Source organism: Roseivivax isoporae LMG 25204, assembly GCF_000521865.1.
Lineage (GTDB): Bacteria > Pseudomonadota > Alphaproteobacteria > Rhodobacterales > Rhodobacteraceae > Roseivivax > Roseivivax isoporae.
In genome coordinates, this window is the sequence record NZ_JAME01000012.1 from 1 (window position 1) to 19,724 (window position 19,724).

At 69.4% G+C, this 19,724-nt stretch carries 18 protein-coding genes and 1 tRNA gene; 3 read left to right on the forward strand and 16 right to left on the reverse strand.

Going from position 1 to position 19,724, the window contains the following annotated elements; all coding sequences use genetic code 11:
• Window positions 1-304 precede the first annotated feature (304 nt).
• Window positions 305-820 (forward strand): hypothetical protein, encoded by a 516-nt coding sequence (locus tag RISW2_RS09285; protein ID WP_043769535.1) that lies wholly within the window; start codon window positions 305-307, stop codon window positions 818-820.
• A gap of 161 nt (window positions 821-981) precedes the next feature.
• Here RISW2_RS09285 and katG read toward each other — a convergent pair whose 3' ends face one another.
• The 9 genes from katG to hmgA form a co-directional block, all read right to left on the reverse strand.
• Window positions 982-3,282, reverse strand: coding sequence for a catalase/peroxidase HPI (gene katG / locus RISW2_RS09290; RefSeq protein WP_043769540.1), 2,301 nt, complete (start codon window positions 3,280-3,282; stop codon window positions 982-984).
• Window positions 3,283-3,564: 282 nt separating this feature from the next.
• Window positions 3,565-3,783, reverse strand: a complete 219-nt coding sequence (locus RISW2_RS09295; RefSeq protein ID WP_043769544.1) for a DUF1127 domain-containing protein — start codon at window positions 3,781-3,783, stop codon at window positions 3,565-3,567.
• A gap of 444 nt (window positions 3,784-4,227) precedes the next feature.
• The gene (locus RISW2_RS09300; RefSeq protein WP_043769547.1) at window positions 4,228-4,818 is read right to left on the reverse strand and encodes a hypothetical protein; all 591 of its coding nucleotides are present in this window, start codon (window positions 4,816-4,818) and stop codon (window positions 4,228-4,230) included.
• 253 nt (window positions 4,819-5,071) lie between these two features.
• On the reverse strand, window positions 5,072-5,953 hold the full coding sequence (locus RISW2_RS09305) for a DUF2189 domain-containing protein (protein ID WP_043769551.1): 882 nt from the start codon (window positions 5,951-5,953) through the stop codon (window positions 5,072-5,074).
• Window positions 5,954-6,154: 201 nt separating this feature from the next.
• Entirely contained in the window at window positions 6,155-6,361 is a 207-nt protein-coding gene (locus RISW2_RS09310; RefSeq protein WP_043769554.1) for a DUF2783 domain-containing protein, read from the reverse strand.
• A 3-nt stretch (window positions 6,362-6,364) separates the two neighbouring features.
• Window positions 6,365-7,990, reverse strand: a complete 1,626-nt coding sequence (locus tag RISW2_RS09315; RefSeq protein WP_043769557.1) for an FAD-dependent oxidoreductase — start codon at window positions 7,988-7,990, stop codon at window positions 6,365-6,367.
• A 60-nt stretch (window positions 7,991-8,050) separates the two neighbouring features.
• Window positions 8,051-9,001: an MBL fold metallo-hydrolase gene (locus RISW2_RS09320; protein ID WP_043769561.1), complete on the reverse strand. Its 951-nt coding sequence runs from the start codon at window positions 8,999-9,001 to the stop codon at window positions 8,051-8,053.
• Window positions 9,002-9,080: 79 nt separating this feature from the next.
• Window positions 9,081-10,034, reverse strand: coding sequence for a fumarylacetoacetate hydrolase family protein (locus RISW2_RS09325; RefSeq protein WP_043769563.1), 954 nt, complete (start codon window positions 10,032-10,034; stop codon window positions 9,081-9,083).
• Entirely contained in the window at window positions 10,031-11,392 is a 1,362-nt protein-coding gene (hmgA, locus tag RISW2_RS09330) for a homogentisate 1,2-dioxygenase (RefSeq protein WP_043769566.1), read from the reverse strand. The genes RISW2_RS09325 and hmgA overlap by 4 nt, the downstream gene beginning before the upstream one ends.
• A gap of 155 nt (window positions 11,393-11,547) precedes the next feature.
• On the opposite strand from hmgA, the gene RISW2_RS09335 reads away from it, so the two are divergent.
• Window positions 11,548-11,985 (forward strand): MarR family winged helix-turn-helix transcriptional regulator, encoded by a 438-nt coding sequence (locus tag RISW2_RS09335; protein WP_043769569.1) that lies wholly within the window; start codon window positions 11,548-11,550, stop codon window positions 11,983-11,985.
• A gap of 7 nt (window positions 11,986-11,992) precedes the next feature.
• Here the strand turns inward: RISW2_RS09335 and RISW2_RS09340 are convergent, their stop codons facing one another.
• Both RISW2_RS09340 and RISW2_RS09345 read right to left on the reverse strand, forming a co-directional pair.
• Window positions 11,993-13,339 (reverse strand): hypothetical protein, encoded by a 1,347-nt coding sequence (locus tag RISW2_RS09340; RefSeq protein ID WP_043769571.1) that lies wholly within the window; start codon window positions 13,337-13,339, stop codon window positions 11,993-11,995.
• Between the two features lie 121 nt (window positions 13,340-13,460).
• Window positions 13,461-13,537, reverse strand: a tRNA-Arg gene (locus RISW2_RS09345).
• 168 nt (window positions 13,538-13,705) lie between these two features.
• Between RISW2_RS09345 and RISW2_RS09350 the strand changes: the two genes are divergently transcribed.
• Window positions 13,706-15,214 carry a peroxidase family protein gene (locus RISW2_RS09350; RefSeq protein WP_043769574.1) on the forward strand — a complete coding sequence of 503 codons (1,509 nt, stop codon included), beginning with the start codon at window positions 13,706-13,708 and terminating at the stop codon, window positions 15,212-15,214.
• Window positions 15,215-15,325: 111 nt separating this feature from the next.
• Here the strand turns inward: RISW2_RS09350 and RISW2_RS09355 are convergent, their stop codons facing one another.
• The 5 genes from RISW2_RS09355 to sufC are packed head-to-tail and all read right to left on the reverse strand — an operon-like array spanning window position 15,326 to window position 19,664.
• The gene (locus RISW2_RS09355) at window positions 15,326-16,546 is read right to left on the reverse strand and encodes a cysteine desulfurase (protein WP_043769579.1); all 1,221 of its coding nucleotides are present in this window, start codon (window positions 16,544-16,546) and stop codon (window positions 15,326-15,328) included.
• Window positions 16,539-17,126 (reverse strand): hypothetical protein, encoded by a 588-nt coding sequence (locus RISW2_RS09360; RefSeq protein ID WP_043769582.1) that lies wholly within the window; start codon window positions 17,124-17,126, stop codon window positions 16,539-16,541. The genes RISW2_RS09355 and RISW2_RS09360 overlap by 8 nt, the downstream gene beginning before the upstream one ends.
• On the reverse strand, window positions 17,123-17,608 hold the full coding sequence (locus RISW2_RS09365; RefSeq protein WP_043769796.1) for a hypothetical protein: 486 nt from the start codon (window positions 17,606-17,608) through the stop codon (window positions 17,123-17,125). The genes RISW2_RS09360 and RISW2_RS09365 overlap by 4 nt, the downstream gene beginning before the upstream one ends.
• A gap of 5 nt (window positions 17,609-17,613) precedes the next feature.
• On the reverse strand, window positions 17,614-18,915 hold the full coding sequence (locus tag RISW2_RS09370) for a SufB/SufD family protein (RefSeq protein WP_425277788.1): 1,302 nt from the start codon (window positions 18,913-18,915) through the stop codon (window positions 17,614-17,616).
• Window positions 18,912-19,664: a Fe-S cluster assembly ATPase SufC gene (sufC, locus tag RISW2_RS09375; RefSeq protein WP_043769586.1), complete on the reverse strand. Its 753-nt coding sequence runs from the start codon at window positions 19,662-19,664 to the stop codon at window positions 18,912-18,914. The genes RISW2_RS09370 and sufC overlap by 4 nt, the downstream gene beginning before the upstream one ends.
• Between the last annotated feature and the right edge of the window lie 60 nt (window positions 19,665-19,724).

Here is a 19,724-nt window from a genome sequence, read left to right on the forward strand (position 1 = left end):
TCGGCCCAATCCATCATCGGCGCGACGGAAAGGCGCGCCGCATCGAGGAGGTCGGGTCGGTCTGTCGGCGTGTCTGCGGGCATGGCGATGATCTGCGGTGTGCGGGCGTGTGGTCGACGGAGGGTCGGCGGGACCCCGGTCGATACCATCCGGGCGCGCGGAAGGAAAGCGGCGGTACGGCCTGCGGGGGGCCGCATACGGAGATGGTCCGGGTCCCAGCCGGACGGATCTCGGAACCTGTCCCGGGGGCCGGCGCATTGGGCGGGTGCGATACGGAAAAACTGATCCAGACAAAGGTGACGACATGACCAAGCGTGCGCTGACCCTGACCTCCGCTGCCCTCGCGCTGGCCCTCGCGGGCTCTGCGACGGCCCAGAGCGACGAGGACGCCAACATCGCCGCGCAGGCCTCGGACGCCGCGGGCGAGATCGCCGACACCGTCTATGCCATCGGCGAGACCGCGACCGACACCGCGCAGGCCGGCATCGGTGCCGTGGGCGACGTGGCCGAGCAGCCCTATGGCGGGGCCGCAAACATCTCCGCCCAGCTCGATGCCGCGCTGACGGGCGATGCCGTGGTGCGCTCGACCGACGGCGAGATCATCGGCACCGTGTCGCGCACGGACCGCACCGACGGGCACGTGATCATCGACCTCGACGGCGAGATGGAAGGTGCCGACGACCGCGCGATCGAGAATGCCGCCGTACCGATCGGCGCCTTCTCGGCGACCGAGACGGGCCTCGTGGTGAACATGAGCGCCGACCAGTTCGCCACGGCGCTGCAATCGGCACCCGAACGGCAGATGGGCGCGGACGGCTGAGCGAACGGACAGCGTTCTAGACGCGGGCCGGCCCTTGCGCCGGCCCGTTTTCTTGCGCGGGTCCCGTGGAGCGGAGCGGATCCAAGCAGGGGACGGCAGATGCAGAACGGGCTGCCGCGGGATCCCGCGGCAGCCCGCCCTTTTCGGCCGTGTCCGAAAGGTCAGGCCATGGCCGCCTTGCGCGCGGCCTTGGCGTCGAAGCGGTCGAGCATCATGACCTTGTGCCACGCCTTGACGAAGTCGCGCACGAGGGACGCCTCGCCGTCCGAGCCCGCGTAGAACTCCGACACCTGCCGCAGCTCGGTGTTGACGCCGAAGACGAGGTCGCAGCGCGTGGCCTTCCACTTCGTCTGACCCGTGGCGCGTTCGACCAGGTCGAAGGTGCGCTCGTCCTCGGTGTGGGGCTTCCACGCGTAGTCCATGGACACGAGCACCTTGAAGAAGTCGTTCGACAGCACGCCGCGACGGGTGGTGAAGATGCCCCAGTCGGAGCCGTCCCAGTTCTGGTCGAGCACGCGCAGCCCGCCGGTGAGCGCGGTCCATTCGGGCGCGGTCAGCTTCAGCAGCGCCGCCTTGTCGAGGAAGAGATGCTCGGCCGCGACGTGGTAGCCCACGTCCTCGTTCACGTAGTTGCGGAAGCCGTCGACCACGGGCTTCAGCCACTCGAAGCTCTCCTCGTCCGTCCATTCGGCGGTGGCGTCGGTCCGGCCGGGCACGAAGGGTACCGTGACCTCGTGGCCGCCGTCGCGTGCCGCCTTCTCGACGCCCGCGCAGCCGGCGAGCACGATCAGGTCCGCCATGGAGATCTTCGTCGCGCCCTGCGCGTCGAACTCCGCCTTGATGCCCTCGAGCGTCCGCAGGACGCGGTCGAGCTGGGCGGGATTGTTGACGTCCCATCCCCGCTGCGGGGCGATCTGCACGCGCGCGCCGTTGGCGCCGCCGCGCTTGTCGCTGTCACGGTAGGTCGAGGCCGACGCCCACGCGGCCGCGACCAGCTCGCGCACCGGCAGGCCCGTGTCTAGCACCTTGCGCTTCAGGTCGGCCACCTGCGCGTCGTCGACGAGCGGATGGTCGACTTCGGGCACCGGATCCTGCCAGATGAACGTGCCGCCCTGGTCGGGCCCGAGCCAGCGCGAGGTGGGGCCGAGATCGCGGTGGATCAGCTTGTGCCACGCCTTCGAGAAGGCCTCGGTGAAGTAGTCGAAGTCGGCCAGGAACTTCTCGCAGATCTTGCGGTATTCGGGATCGACCTTGAACGCGAGGTCCGTGGTCATCATCATGAGGTTGTTCATCTGCCCCGGGACATGCGCATCGGGTGTCTTGGGCGCATCGGGATCCTTGGGCGTCCACTGGAGCGAGCCGGCCGGGCTGCGGGTCTGCTCCCACTCGAACTTGAAGAGGTTCGTGAGATAGTCGTTATCCCAGCGCGTGGGGTTCGGTGTCCACGACCCCTCGATGCCGTTGGTGCTGGTGTACTCGGCATTGCCGGTGCCCACGGGATTTGCCCAGCCGAAGCCCATCTCGGACATCTTCGCCACCTCGGGCGCCCCGCCGATCTGGTCGGCAGGCACCGCGCCATGGGACTTGCCGAAGGCATGGCCGCCGGCCACCAGCGCGACGGTCTCCTCGTCGTTCATGGCCATGCGGGCGAAGGTCTCGCGGATGTCGCGGGCCGCGTCCATCGGGTCGCCGTTGCCGTTCGGCCCCTCGGGATCGACGTAGATCAGCGACTGGTGCGACGCCGCCAGCGGGTTCTCGAGATCGTAATGGTCGTCCTTGACGTCGCCTTCCCAGCGCAGCCCGCGGTTGACCATCTGCTCGGGACGGCCCTCCTGGGGATGTGCCGGCGCTTCGGTCGGGCGCTTGCCGTTCCAGCCCTCGGGCCCCCAGTAGGTGGCGCGGTCGGCTTCCCACGCGTCCTCGCGGCCGAAGGCGAAGCCCTGGATCGGCAGGCCCATGTCCTCAAGCGCGACGGTGCCTGCGAGCATCATGAGGTCCGACCACGAAACCCTGGATCCGTATTTCAGCTTGATCGGCAGCAGCAGCCGGCGCGACTTGTCGGTGTTGCCGTTGTCCCACCACGAGTTGATGGGCGCGAAGCGCTGCAGGCCCTCGGACGACCCGCCGCGGCCGTCGGCAATGCGGTAGGTCCCCGCCGAGTGCCACGTCATCCGGTTCATCTGCGGCCCGTAATGGCCGTAATCCGACGGCCACCATTCCACCGAGGTGTGCAGGAAGCTGCGGATGTCGGCCTTGAGCGCCTCGTAGTCGAGCGACGCGACCGCCTCGGCATAGTCGAAGTCCGCGCCGAGCGGGTTCGACTGCGGCGGATCCTGGTGCAGGAGCTCGACCTTCAGCCGGTTCGGCCACCAATGGTCAAGCTGCGGCTCGGACCCGAGGGCCCCGCCGATTCGAGTTCCGCGAAACGGGCATGCGCCCTGCGTGGCGGCGTGATCTTTCATGAGAAACGGTTTCCTGTTCGCTACCAGCAGCGCAGGCGCGACCACGCGCCCGGCTGCTCCCTCCGGTATGGCTGAATGCAGACCGGGCCTGCACACGAGACGGGAAACTAGGCCTGTCAAACGCTTTGACGACCGAGTGCGGTTTCTCAATTTTCGTCGGGAGATCAGGTGTCCGTGATCGGCGTTCCGCGGCACGAACAGAGGGCGGCGCAGGGCGCGGCCCGCGTGGGGTCCCGCGGGGCGCATGCGCCCCGCGGGACCCCGTCATCGGCGGTCGCGCGATCAGACGTAGAGCATGTCCTGGAACACGTGGCGCGTGATGTCCTCGCGCTTCAGGCCGCGGGCGGCGAGCTGCGCGTCGCTCATCGCGGACAGCGCCTGGACGCGGCGGACACGGTGGTTGCACTCCGCAATCCGCACGAGGAAATCGAACGCGCGTCCGAAGATGCCGCGGCGCTCGGTGTCGGCGTGGGACAGGGTGTTGATGTCGGTTGCGGCCATGGGGCGTCTCCTTGGGTCTTGCGGGCGCGGTATCGCGCCGCCGTTGCCCAAGGAGGTAGTCGCTGCAGCGCAGCATCACCACAGGCAATGCCGCATCGCCGCGTCCCGGACAGTGCATGCCTGCGCCCGGGGACGTGCGGGCCGAACCGGGCGGCCCGCACGCGTGGTCCGTCTACTCGGTCGCGCCTGCCGCGGGCGCTTCGGGCACCGGGTCTCCGGCTCCGCCGGTGCCCCCGGCGCCGAAGAACATGTAAAGCAGCACGAGCACGATCAGGACGGCAGCGGCAATCAAAAGCGTATTCCTGGACATCGATCAGGGCTCCCAGAGTCGGTTGTCCGGCCAGTCTGGCACGGGCGCGGGCGCCGCGCCGACACCTGTCGCACATGGCCCCGCGCCTCGGCGGAACGCCGCCGGAGCGCCGGCGTTCCCGGCGCATCGACGCTTCAATAGCCCTCGGGCTGGCCCACCACGAACATCGACCCGTCCGCCTGGATGCGCGCCACCTTGCGGGCGAGCGCCATCCGCCGCCAGGACCGCGCGAGATAGATCGACGCGCCGGCGATGACGGCGAGCGACAGCGCGGCGTTCGACACCTCGCTGATCATGCCGCCCGACATCAGCCCTTCGAGGAGCCATGCGCAGACCGCGTAGGCGGTGATGCCCATGACCGCGCCCGAAACCGAGATCTTGATCCAGTTCATGAGGATCGCGACCTGCACGGGCTGCGGCGACCACTTGCCCGCGTTGGGCACCCGCCGCCACGAGATCGGCCCAGTCAGCCGCGCGTTCCTGCCCGCCCGCAGGCGGATGAGGCTCCAGTGCTCGCGTCCGCCGCGCAGGCCGTTGAACACCTTGACCTCGACCACCTCGTCGCGGTCGAGCGAGCGTTCCTCGCCCGCATAGAGGTCCTCGAACCCCCATTCGCTGCTGCTGTAGCGGAATTCCTCGAACTCGACGATTCCGGTGACGCCCCCGAGCGCACGCGCGCCCGAAGTCCCGTCGGAGATACCGACGATCTCCACGTTCTGCTCCATCTGACTGCTCTTTGCCTGCCGTTGTCGTTTGCCCGCCTTGCGGAGGGCCCTGCCTCGGTGCCGTCTGGGCCGCGTTGTGCGGTCTGCCTTGTTGACCCGAGGTGACTCGGGCGTTGACGACGCTACCACAGCACAACGCGCCACGTCTTGCGCGCGCAGCATCCGCTCACGGCTTCGCGAGCGCTGAATGAGCGGGAGAGCGCCGATCCTGTAACCTGCCGCCCGCCCCGCAGGCGGGCGGCGCATGCCCGGGTCAGGCTGCCGGGGCCGGGCGCACCGCGCGGCGGTAGAGGTGCCAGCTCGCGTGGCCGAGGACCGGCAGAACGATGGCCAGCCCCACGAGGGCCGGCAGCGCCCCGAGGAACAGGCCCACCGCGACGATGAGGCCCCAGGTCAGCACGATCTTCGGGTTCCTGGCCGTCACGCGCACGGAGGTCACCACCGCGTTGGGCACGCCCACGTTGCGGTCGAGGAGCAGCGGGAACGACACGATCGCCGTCGCAAGCACCGCCACCGCGAACAGGAACCCGACGCCCATGCCGACCACGATCATCGTCCAGCCCTCGGGCGTGGTCAGCGTGTCGCCGAGGAACGCGAGCAGCGAGTCCGGCGCCCCGGGTCCCATGGTGGCGGCGTAGATCATCCGCGCCGAGATCAGCCAGACCACCAGCAGGCCCACGAGGTAGAGGCCGAGCACCAGGATCGCGCCGAAGGCGGGCGAGACCAGAACGTCGAACGCGCTGCCCCAGCTGATGCGCTCGCCGCGTTCGCGCTGGCGGCTCATCTCGTAGAGGCCGAGCGCGGCGAGCGGCCCGACGAGCACGAAGCCCGACAGGAGCGGAAAGATCAGCGGCGCAAGACTGTGGGTGAGCGAGGCCACCACGAGGCAGAGCCCGAGCACCGGGTAAAGCAGGCAGAGGAACAGCGCATCGGCGCGCGAGGCCATCAGGTCCTCGAACCCGAGCCTCAGCGACGCGCGCAGGTCGCCGAGCGTGAGCTCGGCCAGGTCGTCCTCGCCGACGGGGGCCGCATCGGCCCTGCCGCCGATCTCGGCGGTGGTGGCCGCCATGTGGGTCGAGCCGCGCACGAACTGGCGCGCGGTCCAGGAAAGCGGATTGCCGATGGTTCTGTCCATGCCGGGCCTCTTGCTGATGTGACGTGACGTGTGGCGCGCATGCCGTGTGATCCCCGGCCGGACCGGGCGGGTGACGCATGGTCATGTACGACCAAAGTATCAGGTCTCGCGTGCAGGTCTGCACACGATTCAGCGATTGGTTGAAACTTTATGTCCCGGAGATCGCCTCAAGCGACGCGATCTGTCGCGCAAGATCCTGTCTCAGCCGTCGCGGCGACCTGCGGCGCGCGCCGCGTCGAGCGCCTGCCGCAGAACCTGCGCGTCGCCCACGTGGTTCGCGAGGACCAGGATCAGCCGCGCGTTCAGCGCGGCGCTCTCCTCTTCGGTCAGGCCGTCATGCAGTGCGATGAGGTCCGCGTAGAAGGCATCCGCGTCGGCGATGTTTGGCGTGGTGACGAGATCGGCCATGGCTCACCCCCGCCCGCAGGCGCGGTCGAGCGCGGACCGGATCGCGTCCGTGTCGACATGGTCCCACCGCGCCGCCACGTGCTGGTCCGGGCGGACCAGGTAGACCCCGCGCCGCGCCTCGCCGAGATAGCGTTCCGCCAGCGCGCCGGTCGGATCGTCGTGCGCGGCGACCGTCAGCGCCTCCGCCATCACGCCGCCCGACGCGATGTCCCCGGGCGCGTCCGTGCCGATGCCGAGGAGGACGAACCGGCCGCCCAGCCGGTCGAGCAGGAAGCCCGCGCCCAGGGGAGCGTCGGGACAGGGTGCGCCCGGCCGCGTCCGTGCGGGACTGCCCGGCAGCGCATCGGGGCCGTTGAGCGGCGTGTCGTCGTAGGCGCAGGGCACGGACAACCGCCCGGAATTCACGAACGGGCGGGCAAAGGCGTGGTGCGCGGCGAGGTCCAGCACCGCGTTGCGGAACAGGTGGCTGGTGGCCGACTTGGGCGTGATGAAATCCGTGGCCCGCGTCGAGTTCAGGATGTTCTCGTCCGCCGCGTGCCGCCGTTCGGTGCAGTAGCTGTCGACCAGCGCCTCGGGCGCCCTGCCCTGCAGCACGAGCCCGAGCTTCCAGCCGAGGTTGTCGGCGTCCTGGATGCCGGAATTCGCGCCCCGCGCGCCGAAGGGCGACACCTGGTGCGCGGCGTCGCCCGCGAACACCACGCGGCCATGGCGGAAGCGCGTCATGCGCCGGCACTGGAAGGTGTAGATCGACGACCAGACGATCTCGTAGCCCACCCCCGCGCCCAGCATGGCGTCGAGCCGGGCGCGGATGTTCTCCTCGCGCAGCTCCGCCGCCCGGTCGATGTCCCAGCCGATCTGGAAGTCGACCCGCCAGATCCCGTCCGGCTGTCGGTGCAGCAGGCACGAGGCGCCGGCGTCGCGGAAGGGCGGCTCGAACCAGAACCAGCGCTCGGTCGGGAATTCCGCTTCCATGCGGATGTCGGCGATCAGGAAGTTGTCCTGGAACACCCGCCCCTCGAAATCGAGCCCCATCATGCGCCGGAGCGGCGAGGAGGCGCCGTCGCAGCCGATCAGCCAGTCCGCCGCGATCCTGTAGGGCCCGTCGGGCGTCGTGATGTCGAGCGTCACGTGGTCGTCCGCCACCGCGACCGCATCGACGCGGTTGCGGCCCCGGATCTCGATGGGCGCGCCCACGTCCTGCGCCCGGCGCACCCGTTCGACGAGGAAGCGCTCGAAATGCGGCTGCTGCAGGTTGATGAAGGCCGGGTAGCGGTGGCCCGCCTCGGGCAGCAGGTTGAACTCGAACACCTTGCGGTCGGCGTGGAACACCTTGCCGAGGTTCCAGACCACACCCTTGTCGAGCATCTCCTGCCCGCAGCCCCAGCGGGCGCAGATCTCGAGCGTGCGCTTGGCAAAGCAGATGGCGCGGCTGCCCTGCCCCACGCCCTCGTGGTCGTCGAGCACCACGACCGGCACGCCCTGCAGCCCGAGGTCGAGTGCCGTGGCGATGCCGATGGGCCCCGCGCCCATCACCACCACCGGGTGGCGCACCGGCGCAGCCGCATCCTGGTCGGGGCTGCGGGCGTAGGGGTAGAGCCTGAAGGCGAGGTCGTAGCGGTCGTCGAGCATTCCTGTCCTCCCTCGGATAACGCCGCGCCGGCCTCCCCTCCGGCGCGGGACGCGGCAGGGTCAGCCCTGCAGCGCCGCCCACATCTCCTTGTCGCGTGCCGCGGTCCACACGCGCGGCGTGTCGATGCCCCGCGCCTCGTCGTAGGCGCGCGCCACGTTGAACGGCAGGCAATGTTCGTAGATGGCGTAGTCCGCGAATTTCGGGTCGCACTCGGCGCGGACCGCGTCCCACGCCTGCTTGAGCGTGCCGCCCCGGGCCACGACGCGCGCCGCTGGCTTGTAGGTGCTCTCGACGAAATCGGCGGTATTTGCGATCGCCTCGGCCACCTTGTCGGGCCCGACCAGCGCGTCGCCCCGGCCCGGCGCGATCGAGCGCGGCTCGTAGGCGGCGATCTCGGCCAGGGTCTCGGGCCAGTCGGCGAAGTGGCCGTCGCCGCAATAGCAGGCCGAACGGTACTCGACGATGTCGCCGGTGAACATGACCTCCTGGTCCGGGACCCAGATCACCGCGTCGCCCGCGGTGTGCGCGCGCCCCAGATGCATGATGTCGACGCGCCGCTTGCCCAGGTAGACCGACATCCGGTCCGAGAAGGTCGTGGTGGGCCAGGTCAGGCCCGGGATCTCCTCGTGGCCCTGGAAGAGGCGCGGGAAGCGTTCGAACTCGCTGTCCCAGTCCTCCTGCCCGCGCTCGGCCACCATGGCGCGCGCGGTGTCCGACATGATGATCTCGCGCGCGCCGTAGGCCGAGGCGCCGAGCACGCGCACGGCGTGGTAATGCGTCATGACGAGGTGGGTGATCGGCTTGTCGGTGACCGCGCGCACGTGCTCGATCACCTTCCGCGCGAGCCGCGGCGTCGCCTGCGCCTCGACGATCATCACGCTGTCGTCGCCGATGATGACGCCGGTATTGGGATCGCCCTCGGCGGTGAAGGCATAGAGCCCCTCGCCCACCTCGGTGAAGCTCGTGCGCTTCTCCGCCATGTCTCCGGCGGATGCGAATGATTTGGCCATGGAGGGCTGTCCTTTCGGTCGTTGGGCCGGCGGCGCGGTCGGATCGCCTCCGGCGGGGATATTTCTGCCAAGAAGAAGCTCAGGGCGCGGCGACCCGCATCTCGAGCCCGCCGAAGGGCGACTGCCCGTCGGGCCCGAGATAGTGCATCTCGACGTGGTCCCCCGGCTGCAGGAAACGCGTTCTCGGCGCGCCGTGGAGAAGGGTCTCGACCATGCGCTGCTCGGCGATGCAGGCATAGCCGCGACCGCCCTCGGCGCGCGGGCGGCCTGGCCCCGCATCCGCGTCGCGGTTCGACACGGTGCCCGACCCGATGACCGCGCCGGCCGGCAGGGCGCGGGTCCGCGCCGCATGGGCGACGAGCCGCGGGAAGTCGAAGGTCATGTCCTCGCCGCAGCCGAGGCGGCCGAATTCCGCGCCGTTGAGGGTCACGACCAGCGTGCCGTGCAGCCTCAGCCCGTCCCAGCCCGGCAGCGCGTCGACGGACACGGCGAAGGCCGAGCACTGCGAGGGCGGTTTCGACTGGACGAAGCCGAACCCCTTGGAGAGCTCGTCCGGGATGAGGTTGCGCAGCGAGATGTCGTTCAGCAGCATGACGAAGCGGATCGCGCGGGCGGCGTCCGCCTCGGTCGCGCCCCGGGCCACCGGGCCGCAGATCACCGCCACCTCGCCCTCGAAGTCGATGCCCCAGCCGGGATCGCCCGCATAGGTGTGGACGGGTCCCTCGAAGACCGCGCAGCCCTGGTACATCAGCGGATCGGTCCAGAACCTCTCGGGCATCGGCGCGCCCCGCGCGCGGCGCACGAGGTCCACGTGGTTCACGTAGGCCGAGCCGTCGAGGAAGGTGTGCGACCAGGGCAGCGGCGCGCGGAACGCGGCGCGGTCGGGCGCGTCGAGCGCCACGCCGGCATGGCCGAACTCCTCGGCCTCGAGCGCGGCGGTCAGGTCGCGGGCGGTCGCGCGGTGCAGCGCGCCGTCCCTGCCCCCGACCACGAGGCCCGCGCCGTCGGGACCGGCGAGGGTCGCCACCCTCATTTGACCCCCGGGGTGCCGTCGAACTTCTTCTCGATGCCGTCCCAGCAGTCGACGTAATCGTCCTGCAGCGGCGCCTCCCTGCCGGCGAACTCGGTCAGGTGCTGCGGAAAGCGTGTCTCGAACATGAAGCTCATTGTGTCCTCGAGCTTGTGCGGCGCGAGCGCGGCGTTCGACGCCTTCTCGAACGCCTCGCGGTCGGGCCCGTGCGGCAGCATCATGTTGTGAAGGCTCATGCCGCCCGGCACGAAGCCCTGCGGCTTCGCGTCGTACTGCCCGTGGATGTTGCCCATGAGCTCGGACATGACGTTCTTGTGGTACCAGGGCGGGCGGAACGTGTCCTCGGCCACCATCCAGCGGTCGCGGAAAAGGACGAAGTCGATGTTGGCCGTCCCGTCCACGCCGGAGGGCGCGGTCAGCACGGTGAAGATCGACGGGTCGGGATGGTCGAAGAGGATCGCGCCCACCGGGCAATAGGTGGTCAGGTCGTATTTCACCGGCGCGTAGTTGCCGTGCCAGGCCACCACGTCGAGGGGCGAATGGCCGATCTCGCAGGCATGGAACTGGCCGCACCACTTGACGGTCAGGGTCGAGGCCACCTCGCGGTCCTCGAAGGCCGCGACCGGCGTCTTGAAGTCGCGCCGGTTCGCCATGCAATTGGCCCCGATGGGCCCGCGCGCCGGCAGCTCGAACTTCTGGCCGTAATTCTCGCAGACGAAACCGCGGCACGGGCCCTCGATCACCTCGACCCGGTAGACGAGCCCGCGCGGCAGGATCGCGATCTCCTGCGGCGCGAGGTCGATCACGCCGAGCTCGGTGGCGAAGCGCAGCCGCCCCTCCTGCGGCACGACCAGGAGCTCGCTGTCGGCCGAGTAGAAATAGGCGTCCCGCATCGACCGCGTGACGAGGTAGACATGCGCGGCCATGCCGACCTGCGTGTTCACGTCGCCCGCCGTGGTCATGGTGCGCATGCCGGTGAGCCAGGTGAGGTCCTCCCCGGTCATCGGCACCGGGTCCCAGCGGTACTGGCCGAGGCTCGTCACGCCCTCGGGCACGTGCGGCGCGGTCTTCCAGTACGGCAGGTCGATGCGGCGGAAGCGGCCGGCATGCTTGACCGACGGCCGGATCCGGTAGCACCAGGTCCGTTCGTTGCGATGGCTCGGCGCGGTGAAGGCGGTGCCCGACAGCTGCTCGCCGTAGAGGCCGTAGGCGCATTTCTGCGGCGAGTTCATGCCCTGCGGCAGCGCGCCCGGCAGCGCCTCGGTCTCGAAATCGTTGCCGAAGCCCGGCATGTAGCCTTCGTGCGTGCCGCCATTGCCCGGCGCGCGCACCATCCCGTTCGGAAGCTCCTGATTGGTCATCGCGCTCCTCCTTCCGGCTTCCGCCGGCTGCGATTCCGGTCCCCTCGTCCTGATTATTGCATATGCAACGATACAGGGGAACCGTTGCATTCAAGACGATCCCGGAGGAAGGTCCGGAGGGCGCCCGCCCAGCATTGCCCGAGGATGCCCGACCGATGAGGGACCTGCCCGAATTCGACCTCTCCCGTTTCCTGCCCTACCGCATGACGGTCGCGGCGGAGCGGCTGAGCGCGGGCATGGCGCGGCGCTACCGGGCCGAGTTCGGCATCTCCGTCGCGGAATGGCGTGTGCTCGTGCACCTGGCCGACGGCGGCGAGGTGTCGATCCGCGACCTTGAGGCTCGGGTGAACCTCGAGAAGTCGAAGGCGAGCCGCGCGGCGGCCCGCCTCGCCGCGGACGGCTACGTCACCAAGGTGCCGAACGCGCAGGATCGCCGGCTCGTGTCGCTGTCGCTGAGCGACAAGGGCCGCGCGCTCATGGCCGACCTGATCCCTCGGGCTCTCGCGTTCCAGGAACGGCTCGACCGGCTGCTCGCGGCAGAGCGCGCGGCGCTCGACGCCGCCCTCGACGCGATCCTGACGGAGGACCTCTGAGCGGCGCTCAGAACCAGACGTCGAGCGTCGCCTCCATCTGGTCGATCTGCGGTGTGGCATCGAGGATCGCCAGGATGGCGTCGATCTCCTGCTGCGCCGGATCGTCGTCGATCGCCTCCTCGAGCACGATGCCGAGGCAGGACAGGATCAGGAGCGACACGACCTGCGAGGCAGGCCGCAGCGCGAAGAACCGCCGCGACAGGACCTCTCCGCCACGGCGCAGGGCCGCGTTCCAGCCTGCCCGCACCGCGGCCGCGGGCCGCGGCGCTACGCGCCGACGGCCGCGGGCCAGGACCGCCGCGGGCTCCGCCGGAACGAGCTGCGCGGTGTCGTCGCGGTGCGGGTCGCGCTTCCACCCGGTCGTGATCTGCCGACAATGGTGGTAGGTGAAGGCGCGCGAGAGGAACAGCCAGTTGAACGCGAACCCCTCGAGCACGTGCGGCCGCCATTGCAGCTCTCCCAGCGGGCCCGTGGGTCGGATGCACCACTTGGCGGGCGACGGCCGCCCGCCGGAGCGGACGAGGACGTGGTCCGCGTGCCGCACCGTGATCCCTTGCGCGGGCGTCGGGGCGTGGCGCCACTCGCCCTCGAACCGGGTGAAGCCGAAGATGCTCTGCCAGGTGGCGTCGAAGACCGTCGGCGCGCGGCGCGACAGGATCAGCTCGTCGATGTCGCAGCAGAGCACCGCGCGCGCCTCGGACAGGTGGCGCAGCCGCAGCGCGTTCAGCACGCAGGTCTGCAGGAAGAGCTCGGTATTGGCATGGGGCGCGCGCCCGCGCGGCCCGAACGGCAGGTCGGTGCGCAGCACCAGCGCGTCGAGCCCCGTGCGCGCGAGCGCCTGCTCGATCTCGGCGCGCCCGTAGCCGCGCGAGGCGTTGTCGACCAGAATGATGGCGTCCGCGCCCTGCGTCTCGGCGTGGAAGCGCGCGAAATCCTCGATCCACACGAGGTCGTTGTCGCGCGACATGGTGACGATCACGTTCCGCCCGCGGAACCGGGCCGGATCGGTCACCGAGACGGCGCTGTCGTGGCGGGTCCCCGCCACCTCCAGCGTGACCCGGGCCGGCAGTTCGGGCGCCCGCATCTGCACCAGGCTGTGACGGTAGAAGTGGCGCACCCGCGGCCGCGCCGGCACGCCGTCGAGCGCGAGGGCGCCGGACCGGAAGACGCCGGCCAGATTGTTGAGCCGCGGGCAGACGAGCGTCACCACGCCTTGGTGCCAGACCGCGTCGAGCCACAACGTCCGGTCGTCGAACGCGGCGTCGTAGCCATCCTTGCGGTAGCGCGGGGCGACCCTGGATTTTCTGCGCGGGCCGCCCTCGCCGAGGCGGCAGGTGGCGAAGTCGGATGTCATGCCACGGTCACCGGGTGATCACGGCCGAACCGGCCGCGTCTTCCGCATACACGGGCCACGGGCCGCCCTCAACTGCCTCCGCTTGCGCAAAGGTCATGGCGGGCATCTGCGGATGGGAAGATGGCGCACCCGTCAGGATTCGAACCTGAGGCCTCTGCCTTCGGAGGGCAGCGCTCTATCCAGCTGAGCTACGGGTGCGTTGGCGCCCATATACGGAACCCCGCGGCCGAGCACAATGGGGTTCGGGATACCTTACCTATGCAGTTTCCGGAAATCGGCGTATTCTTCCTGACGTTGTGCCGGGTCTCGCGCCGGCACTTCGGACGCGAATGATTTTGATGCCAATCACTTTTCAGGAGACGTGCCATGACGGGCATGATTCACGGGATGTCCAGGTTCGACCACCTGGTCAAGCACTGCCTCGAACACACCGCGCTGATGATGAAACCGCCGCTTGCGGACACGTTCGGCCACCTGCTGGGCGGGCCGAACGACATCACCGGCAACCTCAGCACGCAGAAGATCGTCGACGCGCTCATCGCGCTCGTCGATTCCATGAAGACCGAGACGCTGAAGGACGGCCCTGCCGATGCCGGCATGACCTTCTTCGGCCAGTTCGTGGACCACGACGTGACGCTCGATGCCACGAGCTCCATCGGCAAGAAGATCGACCCGCGGTCGATCCGCAACGTGCGCACGCCGGGGCTAGACCTCGACTGCGTCTATGGTGACGGCCCCGAGGCGTCGCCCTTCCTGTACAGCCCCCGGCATCCGGGCTTCCTGCTGTTCGGACGCGACGAGAACCCGATCGACCTCGCGCGGAACGCGCACGGCACCGCGCTGATCGGCGATCACCGCAACGACGAGAACATCATCGTGAGCCAGGTGCACGGCGCGATGATCTGCCTGCACAACATCCTGATGAGCCACGTGAGCGAGGGCGGCGCGGCCAAGGACGACGTGCACGAATGCGGCGTCATGTCGATCCGCCAGAGCGTATGGCACGAGAGCGTGCCGCCGTCGCTCATGGATTTCGAGCATGTGCGCCGCTTCGTGCGCCTGCACTACCAGTGGCTCGTGCTGCACGCGCTGCTCCCGTCCTTCGTCGACCAGCCCTGCATCGACGCCGCGCTGCACGATCCGTGGATCTTCGGCCGACACGCGCCGCTGATGCCGGCGGAATTCTCGGGGGCGGCCTACCGGTTCGGCCACGCCACCGTGCAGCCCTCCTACCGGCTGAAACACGGCGCGAGCCCGGTCGACCTGTTCGAGCCGATGATGCTGGGCTTCGGACCGCGCAAGCCCGAGGCGGACCTCGAGCTGGCGCAGTTCTTCGACACCGGCGACGGCAAGGCCCAGAAGGCGTTGCCGGTCGGAACCAAGGTGGCCAAGACGCTGTTCGAGCTGCCGTCGAACGTGGTCGGCGCGCCCGCCTCGTGGGACGGGGTCGAGATTCCGATCGAGCAGGCCCGCAAGCTGCCGCTGCGCAACATCCTGCGCGACCGGAGCGCGCTCAAGCTCGCCTCCGGCCAGCAGGTCGCGCGCTGGCTCAAGCAGAACGCGCCGCACGTGCCGGTGAAGGAACTGCCGGCGCCGCAAATCCTGCGGGACCGTCACATCGACAAGACGCCGATCTGGTTCTACTGCCTCGAGGAGGCCGACCATGCGGGCGGCAGGCTCGCGGGCGTCGGCGGCACGATCGTCGCGAGCGTGATCGTGCGGCTGCTGAAGGAAGACCCCGAGAGCGTGCTGAACACCGACTTCACCCCGTGGTCGGGATTCGGCGGCAGCGCCACGACAATGGGCCGGGTCATGGCCTGGGTCGAGAAGAACCGCGGCGACATCGCGCACGCGGCCGACCTGCGCGCGGGCTGAGGCCGCCTGACCGGCGCCGGACCGCGACCCTCCCGCGCGGATCCGGCCCGGAGGCCCCCGCCGCGCAGCGCGCGCGTCCCCGCAGCCGGGGGCGCGCGCACGTCCGACCGCTCAGGCGAAGAGTTCGTGCGCGAGTTCCAGCGCCTCGACCAGCACGTCGACCTCCGCCTCGGTGTTGTAGAGCCCGAAGGACGCCCGGCAGGTCGCGGAAATCCCGAGGTGATCCATCAGCGGCCCCGCGCAATGGTGGCCCGCGCGCACCGCGACACCCTTCTTGTCGAGGATGGTCGAGATGTCATGCGCGTGCGCCGCACCGTCCAGCATGAAGGAAAAGATCGCGGCCTTGCCGGGCGCCTTGCCCTGCACCTGCAGCCAGTTCAGCCCGTCGAGCCGCTCTCGGGCATAATCCGCGATCCGCGCCTCGTGGGCGGCGATGTTGTCCATGCCGAGCGCCATCATGTAGTCGAGCGCGACGCCCATGCCGATGGTCGCCACGATGCCGGGAGTGCCGGCCTCGAACTTCATCGGCGGGTCGGCCCAGGTGATCTCGTCCTTGTGGACCTCTCGGATCATGTCGCCGCCGCCCATGAAGGGCCGCATCTCGGCCAGCCGCTCCTTCCGGATGAAGATCGCCCCCGAACCGCTTGGGCCGTAGAGCTTGTGTCCCGTGACAGCGTAGAAGTCGACGCCCAGATCGGCGACGTCGACCGGCATGTGCACGGCACCCTGGCTGCCGTCGACCAGCACCGGCACGCCCTTCTCGTGGGCCGCAGCCGCGATCGTCTTGACGTCGACCACGGTGCCCAGCACGTTCGAGAGCTGCGTGATCGCCACGAGCTTGGTCTTGGGGCCGATCGCGTCGATCACCTTTTCCGGGTCGAGCGATCCGTCGGCCTCCACATCGACCCAGCGCAGCGTGACCCCCTGCCGTTCGCGCAGGAAATGCCAGGGCACGATGTTCGCGTGGTGCTCCATCACCGACAGCACGATCTCGTCGCCGGGCTCCATCCGGGGCATGGCCCAGCCGTAGGCCACGAGGTTGATGCCTTCGGTCGTGCCGGTGGTGAACACGATCTCCTCCTCGGAGGGCGCGTTCAGGAAGCGCGCGACGGTTCCGCGCACGCCTTCGTACTTCTCCGTCGCGAGGTTCGACAGGAAATGCAGCCCCCGGTGAACGTTGGAATATTCCTCGGCATAGGCGCGCGTGACGGCGTCGATCACCACCTGCGGCTTCTGCGCGGAGGCGCCGTTGTCGAGATAGACCAGCGGCTTGCCGTTCACCTGCCGCGACAGGATGGGGAAGTCGCGGCGGATTTCGTTCACGTCATACATTGGCATTCAGTCCCATCGTTGCACCCGAGAGCGAGATCACCAGCGAGATGCCGAGCGCGAGGCCCGTCACCGCCAGGACCATCACGAGCGCTGCCTTGAGAAGTCCTTCGAATTCCTGTGCTTCGGCGAGGAAGTTCAGGAGAATCCAGATGCCGACGCCCGAAGCCGCCAGCGATATGATCCCGGCGAGGCCCGGCACCACGGGCGCGAGCAGCACCAGCACCGCCTGCACCACCACGTCGAGCCCCTGGATCCACACCACGAGCAGCGCGATGTCCGCCACCTGCGCCACGCCGCCCACGCCGCGGCCCGCCCAGGTCAGGGCAAGCGTGAGGACCAGCAGCACCGCGCAGAGCCCGACGGCGAAGACCATGGGCTGCATGAGGATAGGTGCGACCGACGGATCGGGCGGGATCAGCATGCTCGAGACCGTCACGAGCGCGGTCTGCAGCACCACGACCAGCGCAAAGGCCAGCACGATCGCCTCGTGCCCGAGCCGCAGCGACAGGAGCAACCGGGCCACCTCGCGCGGCGCGACGATGCTGTGCCAGGCGAGCGACAGGAAGGCCGAGGGGCTCATGCGGGACGCTCCGCGATGGTGAGGCAGCGGATCCAGAACCACAGGAAAGCCGCGATCCACGCGGCGCCCACCAGGCTCAGCGCCGGGCCCGACCCGATGAACCCGGCCACGAGCCCGTTCAGGAGAATGAGCGGCGTCGAGGCCAGGAACGACCAGAAGAGCGCGAGCCGCGCGCCGTACCAGGTGCCCCGCCCCCCGAGCACGCGGGCGAAGATGTGGCTCACCGCCGCGATGCCGTAGAACATCAGCGGCGCGACGAAGAGCCAGCCGAAAAGGGCGCCGCCAAGCGCGGGGTTCAATTCCGTCCCGTCGAGATGAGCCTGCCGCGACAGCGCGGGCCAGCGGGACACGAAGGCCAGCACGCACGCCCCCATCAGCATGGCCAGGGCGCGGTCCTCGCGCTGGCCAGCCGACAGGAGGCGCCGCATGACCGACCCCGGGCCCCTGACATAGGTGGCCGCGATATCGCTCGACACCGCCATCGGGATCAGCGGCGCCGCCGGAAGAGCCACGCCTCGATGCGACCCACGATCTCGGCCTGCAGGTCCTCGTCGTCGATCTCCTGCACCGCTTCGGCCAGGAACGCGAGCGTGAGGTAGACCGTCGCGTCCGCCTTGGGCAGGCCGCGCGCGCGCAGGTAGAACAGCGCCTCCTCGTCGATGGCGCCCGAGGTCGACCCGTGCGAGCACGCCACGTCGTCGGCGTAAATCTCGAGTTCGGGCTTCGCCAGGAACTGGCTGTCCTCGTCGAGCAGCAGCGACTGGCTGATCTGGTATCCGTCGGTCCGCTGTGCGCCCGGCTGCACCAGGATCTTGCCCTGGAAGACCCCCACGGCACCGTTGCGCAGCACCTTCTTGAAGACCTGGCGGCTTTCGCAGTTCACCGCGTCATGGGTGATGAACACCGTGTCGTCGTGGTGGAAATCGCCGTCGCCCACGCAGGCCCCGGCCACGTGCGCCACCGCGTCGTCGCCGGTCAGCTCCAGCACGCATTCGTTCCGCGTGAGCTTGCCGTTCATGGTCAGCGTGAACGACTTGAAGACCGACTCGGCCCCGAGGCGCCCGAAGATGTGCGTCGCGGCGCGGCGTTCGTGGTCGCGTCCCTGCGTGCGGATGTGCCGGAACGCGGCGCCGTCGGCGACGTCGACCTCCATGCACTTGTTGAACCGCGCGGCCGCCGGCCCGGTTTCGAGCAGGGTCAGCTCCCCGCCTTCCTCGACCTTCACCACGTGGTGCAGGATCGCGTCCGAAGTCTCTGATTCGTGACGATAAATGATCGCGATGGGCTTCGGCGCCCGGCCGATTACGCGGATCAGCAGGCCGTCCGTGGCAAAGGCCGTGTTGAACGCCGCGAGCGGGCGGTCGACCGGCACCTGTCCGCGCGCCTCGAGCGTGCCGTAGAGGTCCTTGGCCCAGTGGATGTCCGCGCGGCTCGTCGCGAGCCGCTCGATCTCCACGTGCTCGAGCGCAAGCGCGTCCGACGCCTCGGGGTCGAACACGCCATCCGTGAACACGATCTTCAGCCGGTCGAAGGCGTCGAAGATCGGCGTCTCGCCGGGCTCGAGCACCGCGGCGCGCGGCGCGTCTTCCTGCGTCAGCGTGTCGGGCCGGGTGAACTTCCAGTACTCGTCGCGGCCTTGCGGCAGCCCCTGCGCCCGCAGGCGCGCGGCCGCGTCACGGCGCGCGGGTTCCGCCCAGCCGCCCTGCGGGATCGTCAGCGCGTCGAGCCGCGCCGCGGTCGCCTCGAGCTTGCGCGCATCGGGCGCCTTCTTCTTGAGCAATGCCATCATGCGGTCTCCTTGAGGTCCGCATAGCCGTTCTTCTCGACCTCGAGGGCGAGCTCGGGGCCGCCGGTCTTCACGATCCGGCCGTTCGACATGATGTGCACCACGTCGGGCTGGATGTGGTCGAGAAGCCGCTGGTAGTGGGTGATGACGAGAAAGCCGCGGCCCTCGTCGCGCAGCGCGTTCACGCCGTCCGAAACGAGTTTCATCGCGTCCACGTCGAGACCCGAATCCGTCTCGTCGAGGATGCACATCTTGGGCTCGAGCATCGCCATCTGCAGGATCTCGTTGCGCTTCTTCTCGCCGCCCGAGAAGCCCACGTTGACCGGGCGCTTCAGCATGTCGGCGTCGATCTCGAGCTCCTTGGCCTTCTCGCGGATGACCTTGAGGAACTCCGTCGACGACATCTCGGGCTCGCCCCGCGCCTTGCGCTGCGCGTTCACCGCCGAGCGCAGGAAGGTCATGTTGCCGACGCCCGGGATTTCTACCGGGTACTGGAACGCCAGGAAGAGGCCCGCCGCCGCGCGCTCCTCCGGCTCCATGCCGAGGATGTCCTGGCCGAGCAGCGTGGCGCTGCCGTCCGTGACCTCGTAGCCGTCGCGGCCCGACAGGACGTAGCTCAGCGTCGACTTGCCCGAGCCGTTCGGTCCCATGATCGCGTGCACCTTGCCCGCCTCGACGGTCAGGTCCACCCCGCGGAGGATCACCTTGTCCTCTTCCTCGAGCTTCACGTGCAGGTTCTTGATCTCAAGCATCTTTCGTCCTTCATTCGTCCTGTCGCGGGCCGTCGTCCGGCGCCGCCTGTGACAATTCCC

Coding starts and splice junctions, on each gene's coding strand:
- RISW2_RS09285 (WP_043769535.1), top strand. CDS start 305: ATGACCAAGCGTGCGCTGACCCTGACCTCCGCTGCCCTCGCGCTGGCC.
- katG (WP_043769540.1), bottom strand. CDS start 3,282: ATGAAAGATCACGCCGCCACGCAGGGCGCATGCCCGTTTCGCGGAACT.
- RISW2_RS09295 (WP_043769544.1), bottom strand. CDS start 3,783: ATGGCCGCAACCGACATCAACACCCTGTCCCACGCCGACACCGAGCGC.
- RISW2_RS09300 (WP_043769547.1), bottom strand. CDS start 4,818: ATGGAGCAGAACGTGGAGATCGTCGGTATCTCCGACGGGACTTCGGGC.
- RISW2_RS09305 (WP_043769551.1), bottom strand. CDS start 5,953: ATGGACAGAACCATCGGCAATCCGCTTTCCTGGACCGCGCGCCAGTTC.
- RISW2_RS09310 (WP_043769554.1), bottom strand. CDS start 6,361: ATGGCCGATCTCGTCACCACGCCAAACATCGCCGACGCGGATGCCTTC.
- RISW2_RS09315 (WP_043769557.1), bottom strand. CDS start 7,990: ATGCTCGACGACCGCTACGACCTCGCCTTCAGGCTCTACCCCTACGCC.
- RISW2_RS09320 (WP_043769561.1), bottom strand. CDS start 9,001: ATGGCCAAATCATTCGCATCCGCCGGAGACATGGCGGAGAAGCGCACG.
- RISW2_RS09325 (WP_043769563.1), bottom strand. CDS start 10,034: ATGAGGGTGGCGACCCTCGCCGGTCCCGACGGCGCGGGCCTCGTGGTC.
- hmgA (WP_043769566.1), bottom strand. CDS start 11,392: ATGACCAATCAGGAGCTTCCGAACGGGATGGTGCGCGCGCCGGGCAAT.
- RISW2_RS09335 (WP_043769569.1), top strand. CDS start 11,548: ATGAGGGACCTGCCCGAATTCGACCTCTCCCGTTTCCTGCCCTACCGC.
- RISW2_RS09340 (WP_043769571.1), bottom strand. CDS start 13,339: ATGACATCCGACTTCGCCACCTGCCGCCTCGGCGAGGGCGGCCCGCGC.
- RISW2_RS09350 (WP_043769574.1), top strand. CDS start 13,706: ATGACGGGCATGATTCACGGGATGTCCAGGTTCGACCACCTGGTCAAG.
- RISW2_RS09355 (WP_043769579.1), bottom strand. CDS start 16,546: ATGTATGACGTGAACGAAATCCGCCGCGACTTCCCCATCCTGTCGCGG.
- RISW2_RS09360 (WP_043769582.1), bottom strand. CDS start 17,126: ATGAGCCCCTCGGCCTTCCTGTCGCTCGCCTGGCACAGCATCGTCGCG.
- RISW2_RS09365 (WP_043769796.1), bottom strand. CDS start 17,608: ATGGCGGTGTCGAGCGATATCGCGGCCACCTATGTCAGGGGCCCGGGG.
- RISW2_RS09370 (WP_425277788.1), bottom strand. CDS start 18,915: ATGATGGCATTGCTCAAGAAGAAGGCGCCCGATGCGCGCAAGCTCGAG.
- sufC (WP_043769586.1), bottom strand. CDS start 19,664: ATGCTTGAGATCAAGAACCTGCACGTGAAGCTCGAGGAAGAGGACAAG.